A 17,702-nucleotide genomic window follows, 5' to 3' on the forward strand; every position below is an offset into this window, starting at 1 on the left:
CCGTGAGGGCGTTGCCGGTCGTATGCACGTACTTCGCGTCGTCGGCCCGTCCGACGCCGGCAAGACGACGCTCGTCGAACGGCTCACGGAGCGACTCGCCGACGAGGGCCGCGTGGCGACCGTGAAACACATCAACTGCGACCCGGATGTCGACACCGAGGGGAAGGACACGGCCCGCCATCGGCGGGCGGGAGCCAAGGAGACTTACGGCGTCACGAGCGACGGGTCCTGGTTCGCGACGGGACGCGAGCGGTCGCTCTCGGACTTGCTCGACGACTTCGCGCCCGAGTACGACTACGCGCTCGTCGAGGGATACGGCGACGCCACCCTGCCGACGGTGGTGTTGGGCGGCGAGGGAGGAGACGAGGCGGACGACGACGGACGGGAGTACGCGGGCGAGATACTCCAGCGTGCGACCGATGCTGATTCGGTGGATATCGAGGTGCTGTTGGACGCGCTCGCCGATTGCGAACCCTACGAGACGCTCGAATCGCTCGTTCAGCGAGCCAAACGCTCGCCCGACGCCGAGTTCTCGGGTGCTATCGCCACGTTCACTGGCCGGGTCCGTGCTCGCGACAGTCCCGAGGACGCGGCGACGGAGTTCTTAGAGTTCGAGAAGTACGACGGCGTCGCCGAGGAGAAGCTGGCGGCCATCAGTGAGGAACTCGAAGCGCGCGACGGGGTCTACGACGTGCTGTTACACCACCGGACAGGCGTCGTCGAGGCCGGCGAGGACATCGTCTTCGTCGTCGTCCTCGCGGGCCACCGCACGGAGGCCTTCGAGACCGTCGAGGACGGCATCAATCGCCTCAAGGCGGAGGTCCCGCTGTTCAAGAAGGAGGTCACGGTCGAGGGGGAGTTCTGGGCGCACCAGCACGAGGAACACGGCCACGACTGACGAGTCGAGGATACGCGACTAGGGCCAGCGCTCGACGGTTACCGTTGCGTCGACATCCAGCACTTCGGTCTCCGGGCCGACGACGACCCAGCCGTCGGCCTCGACGGCGCTGGAGAGGACGCCCGCGCCGGACGCTCGAACCGGCGTCGCGTCGCCGCTGTCGAGGCTGACGCGGACGAACTGCGTCGTCCCGAGGTCGCTGTGGATGCGCTCGGTCAGCGTCGCCGTCGTCTCGGCGAGAGGCTCCGGTTCCGCGTCCGCGAGCCACGCCACGGCCGGCCGGAGGAAAGAGACCGCGCCGACGAGACAGGAGACAGGGTAGCCCGGGAGGACAAGTATCGGCGTCTCGTCCACGACGCCGAAGCCGAGGGGGTGGCCGGGTTTGATGGCGACGCCGTGGACGCGCATCTCGCCGCGGTCGGCGACCACCTCCGGGAGCAGGTCTCGTTCGCCCACCGAGGAGCCGCCGGTCGTCACCACCACGTCGTGGTCGGTGTCGCGTTCGATCGCCTCCCCGAGCGCCGCCACGTCGTCCGTGACGATATCGCGGTACGTCGCGGTCCCGCCCCAGCGCTCGACCAGTCGGGAGACCATCAGGGCGTTCGTCTCGACGGTCTGGCCCGGTCCAGGGTCGTCCTCGACCAGTTCCTCGCCCGTCGGGACGACGCTCACGCGGGGCCGCTCGGCGACGGTGAGTCGTTGGTGGCCCGTGCTCTTGGCGACCGCGAGATCCGCGGGCGTCAGCCGGTGGCCGGCTTCGAACACCTCGGTCCCCGCGGCCACGTCCTCGCCCGCGGGCGCGACGTTCTCGCCCGTGGCGACCGTCGCCCGCACCGCGACGTCGCCGTCTCGGTCCTCGGTCCGCTCGACTTTCACGACGGCGTCGGCCCCCGCCGGAAGTTCGCTCCCGGTGTGGACCGGAGCGGCTCGGCCCCGCCCGGCCCGGTCGTTCCGATCTAAGACCACCGGCGCGCGCTCGCTGGCCCCGAACGTATCCTCGGCGAGGACCGCGTAGCCGTCCATCGCCGCGCGCGCTTCGCCGGGCACGTCCCGCCGGGCGGTGAGGGCGTCTGCCAGCCAACGGCCGTCGGCCTCGGCCACAGGAACCGCGTCGGTGCGGCCGTGGGGAGCGACCTGCTCGCCGAAGCGGGTCAGTGCCTCCGAAAGCGGCGTGTGGTCCCGAAAGCCGGCGTCCTGACGGTCGGTCATAGCGGAGGCTGTGCCGGGCGAGATAATAATGGCACCGACCCGGATACTTTTCCCCACGGCTACCCGACTAGGAGTCGGATGCTCGTCGACGAGTTCGGACGGGAGGTCACCGGCGTTCGCGTCTCGTTGACCGACCGGTGTAACTTCGACTGCGTCTACTGTCACAACGAGGGACTGGGCGACACGCGCGGCCCGATGGACCCGCAGGACGACGAGATGTCCGCAGACGACGTGGTCCGCTTTCTGGAGGTCGCCGCGGAGTTCGACGTGGACGCGGTGAAGTTCACTGGCGGCGAACCGATGCTCCGGGAGGACCTCACGGACATCGTCCGCCGGACGCCTGACGAACTGGCGGTGTCGATGACGACCAACGGCACGTTCCTTCCGGACCGAGCCGAGGAACTCGTCGATGCCGGACTCGAACGGGTCAACGTCTCCCAGGACGCCTTGGACCCCGACGACTTCGCGAAGGTGACGCAGTCCGGGGCCTACGAACAGGTGCTGGAGGGTGTCGAGGCGGCCCTCGATGCCGGTCTCGCGCCGGTGAAACTCAACATGGTCGTCTTCAAAGGGACCAAGCCGTACCTCCCCGAGATGGTCGACCACGTCGCCGAGAACGACGGGTTGCGCCTCCAACTTATCGAGTACATGCCGGAACTGGTCGGCAACGCCGACTGGGCGGTCGACACCGCGGCGATGCACGAGTGGCTGGCAGGGCAGGCCGACCGCATCGAGCAACGGGAGATGCACGGCCGCTCGCGGTACTTCATCGACGGCGGGATGGTCGAGGTGGTCGACCCCGTCGGCAACGAGGAGTTCTGCGCGAACTGTCACCGGGTCCGGGTCACCCACGACGGCTATTTGAAGGGCTGTCTGAACCGCAACGACGACCTGCGCCCGATGGGCGAGATGACGCGCGCGGAGATTCGGGAGACGTTCCGCGAGACGGTCGACAATCGCGTTCCCTACTACGGCGAGTACATGGTCGAAGAGGATGGGGAGTGGGTCGTCAACGAGAAGTACCTCGACGACCCGCCGACGGCCGACGACTGACCGTCGGGCTCGTCCTATGTCGATGGCGAGGCGATCGCACGACAGCGGCGCGCTCGATGTGTGACCGTTCCGAGCGTACCGGCCGCGAACACAACGTTTCGTCAATCCGGCCGGGCAGTCGCGACGTTTCTGACCCGAATCGACGAACGTCCACTGATAGGTGCTTGAACATACTTTCGTCAAGGAATACTGTTTTATATCCCTGTTTCTTCTACCCTGGTAGTAGAATGGTGAACGAGCGTATTGGAAATGTCTCCCGGCGTGGACGGTCGTGCGCCCGACCGGCGCGTGATCGCCCGTGAGCGACTGGGTACCGACGACGTGTATGCGGTGTGCGGTCGGCTGTGGTCATATGCATCAGGCGGCCGACATCGGCTACGGAATCGACACCGTCCGCGGCGACGCCGCCCATCCAGTGAATCAGGGGCTGGCGTGCGCCCGCGGCATCCAGGAGAGCCGTGATCCCGACGGCCAGTGGTTGACGCGGCCGCTCGTCCGCAGTGATGGCGAACTCCGGCAGACGACGTGGGACGTGGCACTAGCTCACGCCGTCGAGGGACTGCGCGACGCTCACGAACGGGACCCCGACAGCGTCGCCGTCCTCGGGAGCGGCCAGCAGACGAACGAAGCCGCCTACGCGCTGGGCAAGGTCGCCCGCGGCGGATTCGGGACGCGCAACTACGACGCAAACACGACGCTGTGTATGGCCAGCGCGGTCACGGCGTACTATCAGGCGTTCGGGAGCGACGCGCCGCCGTGTACCTACGCCGACATCGAGGACGCCGACCGTCACGTCGTCTGGGGGGCGAACCCGGCGGTCGCCCACCCGGTAATGTTCCGCTGGATACGGCAGGCCGCCGACGAAGCGGGTGTCGAGATCGTCGTCGTGGACCCGGTGCGCTCCGAGACGGCCGAGAACGCCGAACACCACGTCGCGCCCGACCCCGGGACGGACCTCGCGCTGTCGCGGGCGGTGCTCGCCCGGATCGTCGAGACCGACCGCGTCGACGCGGCGTTCGTCGAGGCGGCCACCGACGGCTTCGACGCGCTACTGGACGTGTTGCCCGACGCCGAGAGCGCCGCGGAGATGGCGGGCGTCCCGATGACGAACGTCGACCTGCTTGCCGACGCCTTCGACGAGCGGGCGCTCGTCTACTGGGGCATGGGCATCAACCAGCACGTCCAGGGGACCGAGATGGCGCGGGCGCTCGTCGACCTGACGCTCGCCACCGGCAACCTCCGGCCCGGCGGCGGCCCGTTCTCGCTGACGGGACAGGCTAACTCGATGGGGACCCGCGTCTGTTCCTCGAAAGGGTCCTGGCCCGGACAACGACCCTTCGAGGACCCGAACCATCGCCGGACTGTCGCGGACCGCTGGGACGTGCCGGTCGACCGCCTGCCCGACGACGCCGGGCCGGGGCCAGTCGGCATCCTCGAAGCCGGTCCCGACGCGGTCTGGACCGTCGCCACGAACCCCGTCGCGGGGATGCCGGAGGCCGACACCGTCCGCGAGACACTTGACGACGCCTTTCTCGTCGCACAGGATGCCTTCCACACGGAGACGACCGCTATCGCCGACGTGGTCCTGCCCGCGGCGACGTGGGGTGAGAGCGAGGGGACGACCACGAATATGGAACGGACCATCTCGCGGGTCCGGGCGGCAACAGAAGTACCGAGCGGTGTCCGCCCGGACCTCGACATCATCGCCACTATCGGTTCCCGCCTGTTCCGCGGCCTCTTCGAGAGCACGTCGCCAGATCCTGCGGCCGTCTTCGAGGAGTTCACCGCGCTCACCGAGGGAACCGTCGCGGACTGTTCGGGCATCACCTACGACCGGCTGGAAGACGCCCACGCGGTTCGGTGGCCCGCACCCGACATCGAGAGCGCCGGCGGCTACCGGTACTACGAGGGCGACGAGAGCGGCGGCGACGCCGACACTGGTGCCGACGACGCCGGCGGTCCCGAGACCGAGTCGTGGTCGTTCCCGACGGCGTCGGGCAACGCGCAGTTCTCCACCGGTCGGCAGGGTGCCCTCCCGGAGCCGACCGACGACGACTATCCGCTGACCCTGACAACCGCCCGGGAGGCCGACGGCTACAACACCGGCGTCCGGTCGCGCGGCGGGGCCGCCGGTGACCTCGTGGCGCGGGTCCATCCCGACACCATCGACGAGCACGCCGACTCCGTCGCCGAGGACCGCCTCACGGTGGTCTCTCGACGCGGGTCCGCGACGGCTCGCCTCGACCCCGACGAAGGCGTTCCCCGGGGGATGGTGTGGCTCCCGATTCACCACCCGGCGACCAACCGGCTCACGCTCGCCGAACTGGACCCCCAGTCGAAGGAACCGCATTTCAAGCAGTGTGCGGTCAGACTCACCGCGCCGGAGACGGAGCTGCCACCGGCGACCGCGGACTGAACGGTCGGCGGTAGCGTTCGGTAGTGACCGACCGGTCGATTTCTCGGAAAATCGAGTCAGAAGCGGGGAACGGCGCGACCGTCCGCCTCACCGTCAGTCGCCGTCGAGCGTGCCGGTTCGCGGCAGCCCGTTTTGGGTCACCGTCGGGACGGCGTCCGGGGACGCCAGCCGGACGGCACACTGCTTGTAGTTGGGTTCGTTCGAGTCGGGGTCGACGGCCGGCACCGTCAGTTCGTTCACCGCCGGGTTGTGAACGTCCATCCAGATGGCACCGGTCGGAATGCTGTCGTCCGGCGCGAGGTCGACGGTGACGCGCGCGCGGCGCGATTCGACGACGGTTCGGCCGCGGTCCAGCAGGTCGATGTACTGGCCGGCCGTCTCCGGGTGGATACGTGCGGCGGGGACTTCACCCGTCGTCTCGCGGGTTCTGACGCCCGTGTTGTACGCCCCGGCCTGTCGTCCGGTCGTCAAGAGGAGCGGGTAGGTCGCGTCGGTCGGCTCCGGTAGTCCCCGGTAGGTTGCCGCTGAGAAGCGAGCCAGCCCGGAGTCGGTCGGGAACGACCACGACTCGGTCTCGGCACCGTCGTCGGCGTCACCGTTCTGGCTATCGGCGTCGTAGTAGCGGTAACCGCCCTGTGTCTCCTCGTCTGGGGCGGGCCAGCGGACGGCCAGCTCCGCGTCGAGGCGGTCGTAACTGATGCCCGAGCAGTCCGCGACGGTCCCCTCGGTGAGGGACCGAATCTCGTCGAAGACGGTCTCAGGGTCGAGCGGCGGCTCGTCGAAGAGGTTCTCGTCGATGCGGTTGCCGAGCGCCGCGATGATGTCGATGTCCTGCCGGACGGTGTCGACGGTGTCGCTCACGGCGGTGACCCTGGAGACGCGCCGTTCCATGTTCATGGTCGTCCCCTCGCACTCGCCCCACGTCGCTGCGGGCAGGACCACGTCGGCGTGTTCGACCGTCTCCGACCGGAACGCGTCCTGTGCGACGAGGAAAACGTCGTCGAGCGAGCGCCTGACGTTGGCGGCGTCGGGCATCCCCGCGACGGGGTTCGTGGCGACGGTCCAGCAGATGTCGATGTTGCCGCGGTTTATCTGGTCGACGATGCCGACCGGGCCGGGTCCCGAGGAGGCGGGCAGCCGGCTCAACGGGACATCCCACGTAGAAGTGACCGTCGCACGGTGGTCCTGTTCTGTGAACGGTCGCTGGCCGGGCCACGTCTCCTTCGAGGAGACGACTCGGGCACCCATCGAGTTGGCCTGCCCGGTCAGGGAAAACGGGCCGGTCCCCGGTCCCAGGTTCCCGGTGGCCAGACAGAGGTTGATGAGCATCCGTGCGGCGTCGGTGCCGTTCGTGCTCTGATTGACGCCCATCCCCCAGTACAGCAGGGTCGGGGCCGCGAAGGTGTCTGCCAGCGCGTCGACCGTTTCCATCGGGACGCCCGCCGTCTCCGCGGCGCTCTCGGCGTCCGGGAGCGAATCGACCAGGTCGTCGTACCCCTCGGTGGAAGCGTCGACGAACGCCTGGTCGATGCGGTCGGTGCCGACCAGTCGCGCGAGGACGGCGCGGGCGAGTTCGAGGTCAGTGCCGGGTTCGGGCGAGACGTACTGGTCGGCGTCGGCGGCCGTCTCGCTCTCGACGGGGTCGACGACGACCAGTCGGCTATCTGGGGCGGCGGCGCTGTCGAGAATCCAGCGGTACAATACCGGATGTGCAACCGCCGGGTTCGCGCCCCAGACGACGTGTGTTTCCGCCTCGGGGATGTCGTCGTACGTCGGCGGCGGCGCGTCGCTGCCGAACGCCTGATAGTACGCCGTGACCGCGCTGGACATACACAGTGTCGTGTTGGCGTCGAAGTGTTTGGTGCCGATACCACCGCGGGCGAGTTTGCCCAGCGCGTAGGCGGCTTCGTTCGTCTGTTGGCCGCTCCCGAGGACGGCGACGGAGTCCGGATCGGCGGCGATCGCCTGGATGAACTCGGCCGCGACGACGCCGAGCGCCTGCTCCCAGGAGGTGGGCCTGAGCGTGTCGCCCCGACGGATGAGGGGCTCCGTGAGCCACTCCCCATTCGGGTTCTCAGTCTCTCTGATGCCGCGTTCACAGGACAGTCCCTTCGTCGCGGGATGGTCGTAGTTGCCCCGAACCGTATCGACGCCGTACCCCTGATCGACGCCGCGCTGGTGCTGGCCGCAGCCGACCGCACACCGCATACAGGTGGTTGGCTTCCAATGGCTCATCTATTTCGTGGGGTCGCTGGTGCTGAGTCAGTAGCCGGGTCGCCGACGGCGCGACGGAGGCCCTCGCAGGTGGACGGGGAGTTGACGAGGTGGTAAGTGTGACACCTAGTCTCGCATTCGTACATGATTAGGGGGAATAAGTTAGGCATTGTTTCGAGAGTGGGCGAATAACTCTTTCGTTGCGCGAAAATATTCGTCATAGTGAAACGAATCATAGGAAATACACCAACCGGATCGGGACGGACACCGCTGCAACCCCTCGATTACGCGGATTTCGTCGCCTCGACGACGGCGTCGTCGCGGCGCTCCATCGACGATTGCACACTTGCCACGCCGCGTTTCTTGACGTTGCGAAAAAACGCGCTCAGCGCACGGAGGCAGACGGCGGGATTGTTCGAATGTGCGTCTGCGCTCCGAAAGTTGCGATTTTGTAAACAGCCACTGTTATTGTCTCCTGTTCGTTAGAGTATCTCGTGCTAATGTGCTCGAATGTGGCAGAAAATGGCAGTAAAGTTCGTGAAATACAATCAGGATCGGTCGGCACTGGTCGTTCGGTCACGTTCGCGGAGGTGATCGCATGGGACTGATCAAGATGACGAAGTACCGGACGCTGGTGCTCGCCACCATCGGATTCAACTTCTCCTTTCTCATCTGGTTCTCCTTCGCGCCGTTTACGGGACCGATGGCCGAGGAGTTCGGACTGACGACGGCCGAGATCGGTATCCTCGCCAGCTCGGCCATCTGGATGGCTCCGTTCGGGCGGATGCTCACCGGCTGGCTCTCCGATAAGTTCGGCGCGCCCGCGATCTTCGCCATCGTGCTGGCGTACGTCGGCGTGTTCTCGATGGCGAGTGCGTTCATCGAGACGTACTCGCTGTTCTTCGTGACGCGCATCATCGTCGCGACGGCAGGCATCACGTTCGTCATCGGCATCCAGCACGTCGCCGAGTGGTGGGAAGCGGAGAACCTCGGACTCGCCGAGGGCATCTACGCCGGCGTCGGCAACGCCGGGGCCGCAGCGGGCGCGCTCATTCTCCCGCGGGTGTTCGGCACCGGGTGGAACGGGCCGCTGTTCTCGACGAACTGGCGCGCCGCCTTCTTCTACACCGGCGTCGTTTCGATCTGCCTCGCCATCGCGTACTACACGCTCGGCGAGGCCGCAAAGAGCGAGGAGAAGCGCCAGGCGACCAAGGACAACGCGAGCTTCAAGGACTGGATCCACACGGCCACGCGCTACGGGACCGTCGTTCTCGCGCTGGCGTACATCATGTCGTTCGGCCTCGAACTGTCGATGAACGGCTGGCTCGCCACCTACTACCGCGAGGCGTTCAACCAGGACAACCTCGTCCTCGCGAGCACATTCGCCGCGACGTTCTCCGTCGCTGCCGGCCTGCTCCGTCCCATCGGCGGCTACGTCAGTGACGTGCTCGCTCGCAAGGAGATGAACATCCTGCCGTTCTTCCACGGGCACTACCGCGAACAGTGGACGTTCGTCACGCTGTGTTTCATCGTCGTGACGATGTTCGCGATGACGCTCGCCGGTCTCTCCGGCGTCCTGCTGAACGCCGTCGTCGTCGGCTTCCTCGTCGGCACGGCCTGTGCCTTCGCCGAGGGTTCCATCTTCGCGATGGTCCCCTCGATGTTCCCCAACAGCTCCGGTGCGGTCGCGGGCGTCGTCGGCGGCGTCGGAACGGTCGGCGGCATCCTCTATCCGCTGGTCTACTCCGCCCCGTGGCTGGCGAACCTCCACCTCGGCTACTCCGTCGTCGCAGCGTCGATGATTCCCATCGTGCTGCTGGCGGCGTGGGTGTTCCGGCCCGAGGTCGCGAAAGTCGCCAACACGGCCGGCTTCGTCGGCAGCAGCGAACCCGAGCAGGTCCCGAGCGGGAGCGACTGAGATGCGCTCGGCAGTCGTCCTCGCCGGTGGCTACTCCACTCGGTTCGGAGAGACCGATACGGCGACCGCCGAACTCGATGGCGACCCGTTGATCCGTCGCGTCGTCGACCGCGTCGACGGCGCGGTCGACGAGGTGGTCGTCAACTGCCGCGACGAACAGCGCGACTCCATCGCGACGGCGCTCGACGGCGTGGACCACCGCTTCGCCGTCGATCCGGTACCCGACGGCGGCCCGGTGGCCGGCATCCGAACTGGATGTCGCGTGGCGCGGGGCCGCTTTACGTTCGTCACGGCCTGTGATATGCCGTTCGTCCGGCCGCAGTTGGTGACACGACTGTTCGAGGCGGCGGCGGACGACGGCGCGGTCCCGGACATCGGCGACCGACTGCGCCCGCTGGCCGGCGTCTATCGCGCGGACGCCGCCGTCGAAGCGGCCGATACGACCCTCGGACTCGGTTCCCGCGCCCTGACAGACCTGCTGGACCGACTCTCGGTCGTCACCGTCCCGAGTCCCGCTCCCGTTCGAGCGGTGCGGGACATCGACACGCGCGATGACCTCGCCGCCGCCCAATCGAGCGGGACCTGAATCGGTTCTCCGTCTGTCCGCGTTTTCTCGGCCGGCGAACGCCAGCCATAAGCGGTGAGCCACGAACACCGTAGCAATGCGCGAGGCCCACCCAATCGAGCGGGCAGTCGGTATGGACTACTACGTCAGCGACGCCGACGGCGTGGGTGGCCGCCTCCGAGTCGCTCCCGAGGACTTTCGGGTGACGGAACTAGAGGCGTTCGACGTCGCGCCGGTCGACGCCGACACGGGCGGCTACCCACATGTCGTCTGCCGCGTCGAGTTGCGAAATTGGGATACCAACGACTTCGCCAGCGCCCTCTCGGACAGACTTGGCATCTCCCGCGAGCGCGTCTCCTGGGCCGGAACCAAGGACAAGCGCGCGGTCACCCGACAGCTGTTCTCCGTAGATGGTATCGACCCCGAAGACGTGCCCGAACTCGACGGGGCCGACGTCGAGGTGGTGGGTCGCGCGGGCCGTCCCATCCTCTTCGGCGACCTCGCTGGCAACGCCTTCGAAATCGTCGTTCGAGACGCCGACCGCCCCGAGAACGCCGCGGCGGTCTTCGCCGACCTGCGGGCGTTCGCGGGCGGAGACGACGAGAGTGCGAGCGTCGATGCGGAGTCGCTCTCCGACGAGGCGACCGTCGGCGTCCCGAACTACTTCGGCCAGCAACGCTTCGGCTCGCGCCGACCAGTCACCCACGAGGTCGGCCTCGAAATCGTCCGCGGCGACTGGGAGGGCGCTGTCCTCGCCTACGTCGGGAACCCCCACGACCGGGAACCCGAAGCGACCCAAGACGCCCGCGAGTACGCCGAGGAGACGCGCGACTGGGCGGGGGCGTTGGACCGACTGCCGCGGGCACTCGGCTACGAGCGGTCGATGTGTCACACGCTCGTCGACAACGGCGCAGACGGCCCCGAGGACTTCCGCGAGGCCGTCGAGACGCTCCCGACGAACCTTCAGACGCTGTTCGTCAACGCGGCTCAGTCCTACGTCTTCAACTGCATACTCTCGGCGCGACTGGAGCGAGGACTGCCGTTCGACCGACCCGTCGAAGGCGACGTAGTGTGCTTCGGTGATAGCGAGGCTCCCGACGACCTCTCCCTGCCGGACCCCGACCGGACCCAACGCGTGACCGAAACGCGCCTGCGAACCGTCGAGCGCCACTGTGAGCGGGGCCGGGCGTTCGTCACCGCGCCGCTCGTGGGGACCGAAACGGAACTCACCGACGGCGAACCCGGCGAGATAGAACGCGACGTGCTAGAGGACGTGGAACTCGAACCCGCCGACTTCGACCTGCCCGGGAACTTCCATAGCGAGGGGACCCGGCGGGCGATACTGCTCAGAACTGACCTCGGCGTCGACCGCGACGGCGACGACCTGACGTTCTCCTTCGCGCTGCCCAAGGGAAGCTACGCGACGGTGGTGCTTCGGGAGTTTCGCAAGGGCGACCCTGGCGAGTGACGGGGCCGCCCCTCGTTCTGGGCCCGAACGCCTAACCCGCCGCCGTTCGTCGTCTCGCTATGGCCGATACAGACGACGTGCGCGTGTGGCTCGTCGAACGCGGATACAACAACCGCGACCTCATCACGCTCAAGTACGCCACGCCCGAGGGGGACCGGCTGTTCCGAAAGGAGTTGGCGGCGTCGGCCGTCGACGCGGACACGGCGACCGCTGCGAAGGATGTCTCGCCCGACAACCTCGAATCCGTTGACGACGCGGCGACGCGCGAGCGGTACGCCGAGGAAGCCGAGCGCGTGGCGGACGACCACGACCCCGGCGACGCGATCTGACGCCGCTTCGGGACGCCTACCCACACTCCCACCGAACCGTCCCGCTTATCCCCGACAACCCACCTACTGCCGGGTATGGACTGCCGGCAGTGCGCGACGCCGCTCGACAGACCGGGCGATTACTGCCTGGTGTGTCACACTGCCAACGCCGACGCCGTCGTCCTCGAACTCGGCGACGAACGGGCGACGGTCACCTGTCTCTCCGACGGCGAGGTGCGCGGTGAGCGGACCGTCACCACCACGCCGGAAGACGGCGAGAGCGACGAGAAAGCGGTCGTCCAGTTACGCAACTTCGCCGGGCTGATCGCCGACGAAGTGCGGCGCAAGCGCCCGGAGGAGGTGTACGTCACCGGCGACCGCGCGGTCATCGGGGCGGTGCGAGAACAGCTCCACCACGAGTTCTTCCGCGTCGAGGGCGAGGACCCGGTCCAGCGCGTCGTCGAGCGACAGGGCGAACCCGCGCTGGAGGTCGTCGACGCCGCCCCCGCCGAGAAGCTCGGCGGCAGCCACTCGACGCTCATCGGCAACCGCGAGGGCCAGCGAGTCATCCAGACGGTCGCGGGGCATCCGCACGTCAAGAAAGTGATTCCCGGCCCCATCGACGCCGGCGGATCGAGTTCGCCGACCGGCGTCCGAGCGAAGGCGACCCGCGCCGACGGCAACGGCAACGTCCGCGTGCTCATCCGGGACGGGTCGAGCGTGCAGGAGAACCGCGTAGTCACGACGGCCGGCGACCGAGAACTGGGCGAACACGTCCGCGCGGACCTCAACGAGGCGCTACGGGACGCGGGGTTGCAAGACGAGGAGTGAGTCACGGATTCGACAGGCGTCTCAGACCGCTCGCGGCGCGTCGTTCAGCCGCCGGTAGACGAGAACCGCGAAGGCCGCGTTCAACAGCGCGCTGACACCTATCAGTAGCCGCTCGGTGTAGAGCCAGTACCCGCCCGTGACGACGAAGAACGCGAAGACACCGAGCAACGCGAGCCGGCCGTGTCCCATCTCCATGTTGCAGCGGAGAATCGATAGCGATATAAGCGTATTCGCCGCGGACCGTGTGTCGTTCTCACATCGCTCGTCCGCCTCGCGGCTCCTCTGTGGGGTCGAGTGCCTTTGTCTCGAAGGGCTTATGTGGCCGCTGGGCCGACCAACAGGTACTATGGCCAGCAACAGAGGACGCACCGGGAGCGCCGGTCGATTCGGCGCTCGCTACGGGCGTGTCGCCCGTCGCCGCGTCGCCGAGATCGAAGACGAGATGAACGACGACCACACCTGCCCGAACTGCGGCGAGGACCGCGTCGACCGGCAGGGAACCGGCATCTGGCAGTGCAGTTACTGCAACTACAAGTACACCGGCGGGAGCTACCGGCCCGAGACGCCCGGTGGCAAGACGGTCCGCCGCTCGATTCGCGCCGCGCTCGCCGAAGACGAAGAGTAAAGGGACTCTCGTCCCATCTATCAGTTATGAGCTACAAGTGTTCACGCTGTAAGCGCGACGTAACGCTCGACGAGTACGGTGGCGTCCGCTGTCCGTACTGCGGGCACCGCGTCCTGCTGAAGGAGCGCTCGCCCGACGTCAAAGAAATCAACGTCAATTAGTGACGCCCCACCGGACTGTTCTCACTTTCGAGTACCCGACCGCGGAGCAGGCGCGCCGAGTAGCGCGAAGTCTCCGTCCGGAGATCGGTGCCATCGATGGTGACCGGACCACCGCTCGTCTCGCCCGGGACGGTGCGACCCTCGAATGTGTCGTCGAGGCGACGGACCTCATCGCGTTACGAGCGGGGTGTAACACGTGGCTGACGCTGACCGATGTCGCCGAGACTGCCGGTGACTGTTAGCAATCGGGAATGATGCCCGCGCTGGGTTCGCCGACCGATAGTATATAGGCGACGGCGCTACTCTGTACCGACGACATCGAATGGTTGGAGTCAGAACATGACCGAGGGCTCCGACTCCACGTCGAGAATGGAGCACGCCGAGACCGCGTCTGCTCGCCAGTCGGCCGAGATACTGTACGTCGACGACGACGCAGCGACGCGAGAGCGGATACGGCGTGCGTTGACCGAGCACGCCACCGATATCTCCGTCTCGGGCGTCGGTAGCGTCGATTCCGCGGTCGACGTCGCGTCGGCAACGCCGCCCTCCTGTCTCGTAGTCGACCCCTGCAGCCTCGACGACGCCGACCGACTCGTGACGGCGGTTGACTGTCCGCTCGTTCTCTACACCGACCGAGACCCGTCGGCGGTCGACGATTCGCTGCTCGACGCCGCGGCGACGGTGGTCGAGAAGGGAGACGACGACCGCGGCGCGTTCCTCACCGAGAAGGTGATCGGGGTCACAGCAGAGACGACCGAACGAACCGAGTCCGCGCTAAATCAGGCGCTCGACGACATCGAATCGTGGGCGACCGATAGCGAGACGACGGTACTCGTCGCGACGGACGGCGCTGTCGTCTGGGCGAGCGACTCGATCGACAGCGTCCTCGGCGAAGCCGACGCATCGTCGATCTACGACCGATTGGCGGCCCAGTGTGTGGAGGCCGTCGACCGTTCGAGAGTCGACCGACTTCGGGAGGACCCGAACGAGACGACGACGCTCCGTCTCGATGGCGACGACGGGGAGCGATACGTGCTCTGTCACGGTCACAGCCTCCCCGAGCGTGCGGGCTCGCTTCGCCTGCTTCGACTCGCGGACGTGACCGATCGCGCACGACGAGGCGCCCGCCAGTCGCTCCTCGAACTGCTTACCGACCACGCACAGGACGGACTGTACACGCTGGACGAACGCGGCGTCGTCGATTTCTGTAACGAATCGTTCGCCGAGATGCTCGGATACGAACCCGAGGAGCTGTGCGGCGAGCACGCGTCCCTGACGCTTGCGCCGGGGGAACTGGAGAAGGGACAGCGTACCATCGAGCAGTTACTGGAGTCCGACGACGACGACGCGACGGTCGAACTCACGCTCCGCCGGAAGGACGGGACGGAACTGCAGGCGTCGGTTCACTACACGCTACTCCGTGACGACGTTCGGAAGGCGACAGAGTCGTCTTCCACAGCCCATCAGAACGCTCTGCGTTCTGCGGGCGACGGGGCCTATCGCGGGCTGATGGGCGTCGTCCGCGACGTGACGGAGCGTCGGGAGCGCGAACGTGAACTCCAGCGCCGCCGCGAACTGTTCGACAGCCTCGTCTCTCACTTCCCGAATGGTGGCGTATTCCTCTTCGACGAGGACTTCGAGTACCAGATGGTGGGCGGAATGGAACTGGACCGTCTCGGACTCGAACCGGAACATTTCCTGGGGAAGACCCCGCGGGATTTCTTCCCGCCGCATAACGCGGAACTGCTCGAAGACGCCTACGAGGCGGCGCTCGACGGCGAGGTTACCGACTTCGAAGACGAGTTCAGGGATACCCACTACCAGGTACAAGTGCTTCCAGTCCGGAACGATGACGGCACCGTCACCTCGGGGATGTCCATCGCGCAGAACGTCACCGAGCGTGTCGAGCGCGAACGCGAACTCGAACAGTCCAATACGCTTCTCTCGACGCTACTCGACGCGCTCCCCGTTGGCATCCTCGTCGGCGACTCGAACCGTGAGATACTGACCGCCAACGAGCACTTCGTCGATCTCTTCGAAATCTCGAACACGCCTGACGAACTCGTCGGGACGGAATGTGAGACCGTCGCCGAGCGAGTGCGCGAGCAGTATGTCGACTCCGAAGCGGCCACCGACGATTCAGAGTCGCTCATCTCGGCCCGTGAGCCCCACCTCCGAGAAGAACTCGAACTGGCGGACGGGCGGACGTTCCAGCGAAGTTACCTCCCCCTCGAACTGCCGAACGGCCCGGCGAACCTCTGGCTCTACCGAGACGTCACCGAACGGACGAACCGAGAGCGGGAACTGAGAGAGACGAGCGAGCGACTCGAACTCGCCATCGACGGGGCGGACCTCGGTGTCTGGGACTGGAACGTCAAGACGGGCGACCTCACGTTCGACGAACGCTGGGCGGGGATGCTCGGCTACTCGCGCGACGAACTCGACCCGCACGTGGATACGTGGGAGGAACTGGTCCATCCCGACGATCACGACAGGGCGTGGGACGCTATCCACACCCATCTCGACGGCGAGACGGATATCTATCAGTGTGATCACCGCTTGCGCACCAAGTCGGGTGACTACAGGTGGATACGCGACATCGGTCGGGTATTCGAACGTGACGACGACGGCGAGGCGGTCCGTTTCGTCGGCATTCATCAGGATATCACCGAGCGAAAGGAGCGCCAACGGAAACTCGAAGCCCACCGCGACGAACTCGCGACGCTCACGCAGGTCCACATCCTCATCCAGGACGTCCTCCACGCGTTGGGGTCCGCTGCCACCCGAGAAGAGATCGAGCGAACCGTCTGCGAGCGCCTCGTCGAATCAGATCTCTTCGAACTCGCGTGGATCGGCGACCGCGAGGGCAGGAGTACGCACCTCTCTCAGAGTACGACGGCCGGCGACGACGAAGGCTATCTCGACCGCATCCGTGAGTTGGCGAGAACGGTCGACCGGGACAACGACCCGGGGACCGTCGCGATCCAGACCGGAGAGACGCAGATCATCCACGACGTGGCGACGGACGACCGGATGGAGACGTGGCGAGACGAGGCGCTCGACAGGGACTTGCGGTCGGCTGTGGTCATCCCGCTTCGACACGACGAGGTCGTCCACGCCGCGCTCGTCGTCTACGCGAACCGGGCCGAGGCGTTCAGTCGTCGGGCCATCGACGCGCTGACCGTCCTGGGTGAGATGATCGGATTCGCGCTGACAGCCGTCCAGAACCGACAACTCCTGGCGCACGACCGGGTCGTCGAACTGGAGTTCCACGCCGAGGGCACCGGCTCCCCCTTCGTCGACATCGCGCGCAAACACGACTGCCAGTTCGAATCGGCCGGGTGTGTCGACATTGGCGAGGCCGTCCTCCAGTATCTCACCGTCGAGGACGCGTCACCGACGGCGGTACTCGACGGCGTACTGGAGAGTCCGGCTATCGACGACGGTCGCATTGTCCGCGAGGAGGGCGATAGCGGCGTCCTCGAACTCCGGATGGCCGAGACCTACCAGTCGCTGTTGCTCGATGTGGGCGCTCGACTCGTCGAGTTCGTCGCCGACGCGAAGGGTCTCTCGCTCACCGTCGAAGCCCCGACCGACGCCGAACCGCGCACGATACAGGAGACGCTCGCCGACCGCCTCCCAGGGATCGAACTCCTCGCTAAGCGGGAACGCGAACATCGACCGACGACAGGGCAAAGCGGGGCGGCGCTTCGCGAACGAGTGACGGACAGGCAACTCGAAGTGCTCCGCGCGGCGTATCTCGCGGGCTACTACGAGTGGCCCCGCGATACGACCGCAGAACAACTCGCCGAGACGCTGAACATCGCGTCGCCGACGCTTCACCAGCATCTCCGCCGCGCAGAACGAAACCTCTTGAGTGGGTTCCTCGACATCTGACCCCATCGAGATGTCCCGCGCATTCTCTCGATTGGACACCTAGTTACCTAGGTGTGGCTTTGATACCCCTCACCGCTAATTGCGAACGTGCTAGTCCATGAGTAATACGCCACGGAGTGGGCCACAGAGCGATGATTGG

General features: G+C 66.7%; 15 protein-coding genes. 12 read left to right on the forward strand and 3 right to left on the reverse strand.

Annotated elements, in window-relative coordinates:
• The first annotated feature begins 22 nt into the window (after window positions 1–22).
• On the forward strand, window positions 23–898 hold the full coding sequence (locus E4S61_RS01065; protein WP_135302055.1) for a molybdopterin synthase: 876 nt from the start codon (window positions 23–25) through the stop codon (window positions 896–898).
• Between the two features lie 18 nt (window positions 899–916).
• Here E4S61_RS01065 and E4S61_RS01070 read toward each other — a convergent pair whose 3' ends face one another.
• Window positions 917–2,107 (reverse strand): molybdopterin molybdotransferase MoeA, encoded by a 1,191-nt coding sequence (locus tag E4S61_RS01070; RefSeq protein ID WP_135302056.1) that lies wholly within the window; start codon window positions 2,105–2,107, stop codon window positions 917–919.
• A 78-nt stretch (window positions 2,108–2,185) separates the two neighbouring features.
• Here E4S61_RS01070 and moaA point away from each other — a divergent pair, with 78 nt between their 5' ends.
• Window positions 2,186–3,160, forward strand: coding sequence for a GTP 3',8-cyclase MoaA (gene moaA / locus E4S61_RS01075; protein ID WP_135302057.1), 975 nt, complete (start codon window positions 2,186–2,188; stop codon window positions 3,158–3,160).
• A 298-nt stretch (window positions 3,161–3,458) separates the two neighbouring features.
• The gene (gene nasA / locus E4S61_RS01080; RefSeq protein WP_135302058.1) at window positions 3,459–5,576 is read left to right on the forward strand and encodes an assimilatory nitrate reductase NasA; all 2,118 of its coding nucleotides are present in this window, start codon (window positions 3,459–3,461) and stop codon (window positions 5,574–5,576) included.
• A 93-nt stretch (window positions 5,577–5,669) separates the two neighbouring features.
• Here nasA (E4S61_RS01080) and nasA (E4S61_RS01085) read toward each other — a convergent pair whose 3' ends face one another.
• The gene (gene nasA, locus E4S61_RS01085) at window positions 5,670–7,811 is read right to left on the reverse strand and encodes an assimilatory nitrate reductase NasA (RefSeq protein WP_135302059.1); all 2,142 of its coding nucleotides are present in this window, start codon (window positions 7,809–7,811) and stop codon (window positions 5,670–5,672) included.
• Window positions 7,812–8,388: 577 nt separating this feature from the next.
• On the opposite strand from nasA (E4S61_RS01085), the gene E4S61_RS01090 reads away from it, so the two are divergent.
• The 5 genes from E4S61_RS01090 (at window position 8,389) to E4S61_RS01110 (ending at window position 12,880) form a co-directional block, all read left to right on the forward strand.
• Complete coding sequence (locus tag E4S61_RS01090) at window positions 8,389–9,708, forward strand: MFS transporter (protein ID WP_135302060.1); 1,320 nt, start codon at window positions 8,389–8,391, stop codon at window positions 9,706–9,708.
• Between the two features lies 1 nt (window position 9,709).
• Complete coding sequence (gene mobA, locus E4S61_RS01095) at window positions 9,710–10,294, forward strand: molybdenum cofactor guanylyltransferase (protein WP_135302061.1); 585 nt, start codon at window positions 9,710–9,712, stop codon at window positions 10,292–10,294.
• A 76-nt stretch (window positions 10,295–10,370) separates the two neighbouring features.
• A complete protein-coding gene (truD, locus tag E4S61_RS01100) occupies window positions 10,371–11,741 on the forward strand; it encodes a tRNA pseudouridine(13) synthase TruD (RefSeq protein WP_135302062.1) in 1,371 nt (456 codons plus the stop codon).
• A 59-nt stretch (window positions 11,742–11,800) separates the two neighbouring features.
• Window positions 11,801–12,070, forward strand: a complete 270-nt coding sequence (locus E4S61_RS01105; protein WP_135302063.1) for a hypothetical protein — start codon at window positions 11,801–11,803, stop codon at window positions 12,068–12,070.
• Window positions 12,071–12,145: 75 nt separating this feature from the next.
• Entirely contained in the window at window positions 12,146–12,880 is a 735-nt protein-coding gene (locus E4S61_RS01110) for a DUF2103 domain-containing protein (protein ID WP_135302064.1), read from the forward strand.
• 21 nt (window positions 12,881–12,901) lie between these two features.
• On the opposite strand, the gene E4S61_RS25130 is transcribed toward E4S61_RS01110, so the two are convergent.
• Window positions 12,902–13,075 (reverse strand): hypothetical protein, encoded by a 174-nt coding sequence (locus tag E4S61_RS25130; protein WP_167768378.1) that lies wholly within the window; start codon window positions 13,073–13,075, stop codon window positions 12,902–12,904.
• Window positions 13,076–13,196: 121 nt separating this feature from the next.
• Between E4S61_RS25130 and E4S61_RS01115 the strand changes: the two genes are divergently transcribed.
• The 4 genes from E4S61_RS01115 (at window position 13,197) to E4S61_RS01130 (ending at window position 17,563) form a co-directional block, all read left to right on the forward strand.
• Window positions 13,197–13,505: a 50S ribosomal protein L37ae gene (locus tag E4S61_RS01115; RefSeq protein WP_209309449.1), complete on the forward strand. Its 309-nt coding sequence runs from the start codon at window positions 13,197–13,199 to the stop codon at window positions 13,503–13,505.
• A 26-nt stretch (window positions 13,506–13,531) separates the two neighbouring features.
• Complete coding sequence (locus tag E4S61_RS01120; RefSeq protein WP_004517024.1) at window positions 13,532–13,666, forward strand: DNA-directed RNA polymerase subunit P; 135 nt, start codon at window positions 13,532–13,534, stop codon at window positions 13,664–13,666.
• The gene (locus tag E4S61_RS01125) at window positions 13,666–13,908 is read left to right on the forward strand and encodes a KEOPS complex subunit Pcc1 (protein ID WP_135302066.1); all 243 of its coding nucleotides are present in this window, start codon (window positions 13,666–13,668) and stop codon (window positions 13,906–13,908) included. Before E4S61_RS01120 ends, E4S61_RS01125 begins: the two co-directional genes overlap by 1 nt.
• 97 nt (window positions 13,909–14,005) lie before the next feature.
• Complete coding sequence (locus E4S61_RS01130) at window positions 14,006–17,563, forward strand: PAS domain S-box protein (RefSeq protein ID WP_135302067.1); 3,558 nt, start codon at window positions 14,006–14,008, stop codon at window positions 17,561–17,563.
• Window positions 17,564–17,702: the final 139 nt, after the last annotated feature.

This window comes from Haloarcula amylovorans (genome assembly GCF_004681185.1).
Classification (GTDB): Archaea; Halobacteriota; Halobacteria; order Halobacteriales; family Haloarculaceae; genus Haloarcula; species Haloarcula amylovorans.

Bases quoted from the DNA above. Each gene is read 5' to 3' on its own strand.
- E4S61_RS01090 (WP_135302060.1), top strand. From the start codon at position 8,389: ATGGGACTGATCAAGATGACGAAGTACCGGACGCTGGTGCTCGCCACC.
- truD (WP_135302062.1), top strand. From the start codon at position 10,371: ATGCGCGAGGCCCACCCAATCGAGCGGGCAGTCGGTATGGACTACTAC.
- E4S61_RS01115 (WP_209309449.1), top strand. From the start codon at position 13,197: ATGTGGCCGCTGGGCCGACCAACAGGTACTATGGCCAGCAACAGAGGA.
- E4S61_RS01130 (WP_135302067.1), top strand. From the start codon at position 14,006: ATGACCGAGGGCTCCGACTCCACGTCGAGAATGGAGCACGCCGAGACC.
- E4S61_RS01120 (WP_004517024.1), top strand. From the start codon at position 13,532: ATGAGCTACAAGTGTTCACGCTGTAAGCGCGACGTAACGCTCGACGAG.
- nasA (WP_135302059.1), bottom strand. From the start codon at position 7,811: ATGAGCCATTGGAAGCCAACCACCTGTATGCGGTGTGCGGTCGGCTGC.
- E4S61_RS01105 (WP_135302063.1), top strand. From the start codon at position 11,801: ATGGCCGATACAGACGACGTGCGCGTGTGGCTCGTCGAACGCGGATAC.
- E4S61_RS01070 (WP_135302056.1), bottom strand. From the start codon at position 2,107: ATGACCGACCGTCAGGACGCCGGCTTTCGGGACCACACGCCGCTTTCG.
- E4S61_RS01110 (WP_135302064.1), top strand. From the start codon at position 12,146: ATGGACTGCCGGCAGTGCGCGACGCCGCTCGACAGACCGGGCGATTAC.
- moaA (WP_135302057.1), top strand. From the start codon at position 2,186: ATGCTCGTCGACGAGTTCGGACGGGAGGTCACCGGCGTTCGCGTCTCG.
- mobA (WP_135302061.1), top strand. From the start codon at position 9,710: ATGCGCTCGGCAGTCGTCCTCGCCGGTGGCTACTCCACTCGGTTCGGA.
- E4S61_RS25130 (WP_167768378.1), bottom strand. From the start codon at position 13,075: ATGGAGATGGGACACGGCCGGCTCGCGTTGCTCGGTGTCTTCGCGTTC.
- E4S61_RS01065 (WP_135302055.1), top strand. From the start codon at position 23: ATGCACGTACTTCGCGTCGTCGGCCCGTCCGACGCCGGCAAGACGACG.